This is a genomic window from Rothia sp. HMSC065D02, assembly GCF_001815285.1.
In the GTDB taxonomy this organism is placed as follows: Bacteria; Actinomycetota; Actinomycetes; order Actinomycetales; family Micrococcaceae; genus Rothia; species Rothia dentocariosa.
The window spans coordinates 1-404 of sequence record NZ_KV820068.1 but is presented as its reverse complement, the minus strand read 5'-3'; the positions used below and the strand labels follow the sequence as shown (position 1 = coordinate 404).

At 49.0% G+C, this 404-nt stretch carries 1 protein-coding gene; it reads left to right on the top strand.

Annotated elements, in window-relative coordinates; genetic code table 11:
- Positions 1 to 270 (top strand): hypothetical protein (locus HMPREF3016_RS01255; protein WP_070739557.1); only part of this gene is annotated, 270 nt, incomplete at its 5' end.
- Positions 271 to 404: the final 134 nt, after the last annotated feature.

Here is a 404-nt window from a genome sequence, read left to right as displayed (position 1 = left end):
AAGTACTGCACCCTCGAGCATGTTGATGTGCACGATCGGGGTGGTCTGGTCTCGGGGAATACGGATTATAAGCGTGTAGCAGATTTTAAGACAAAAGAGTGCGGGAATTTGTATATGACAGATTCCCCGGATCCTGGTCGGTCAATGGATGATTATGTGGGGTCTTTGGAGGTTGGTGGGTACTATAAGGTGACTCTTCTTAATATTCAGATGCCGGATGCTAAGACTGTTTCTGTGACAAGGTTTGAGAAGGCAGAACGTCCTTCATAAAAAAGGGAGCAGGGATTTGAGGGAAGGTAGGTTGTGGTGCCTCCTGCGTTGATTGGGTTATTGGCGGGTCTTTTCGTTCGGAATGTTCCCTCGCTGAAACGTACGATGGGTCAGCCCGTGCTCGGGGTCAAACA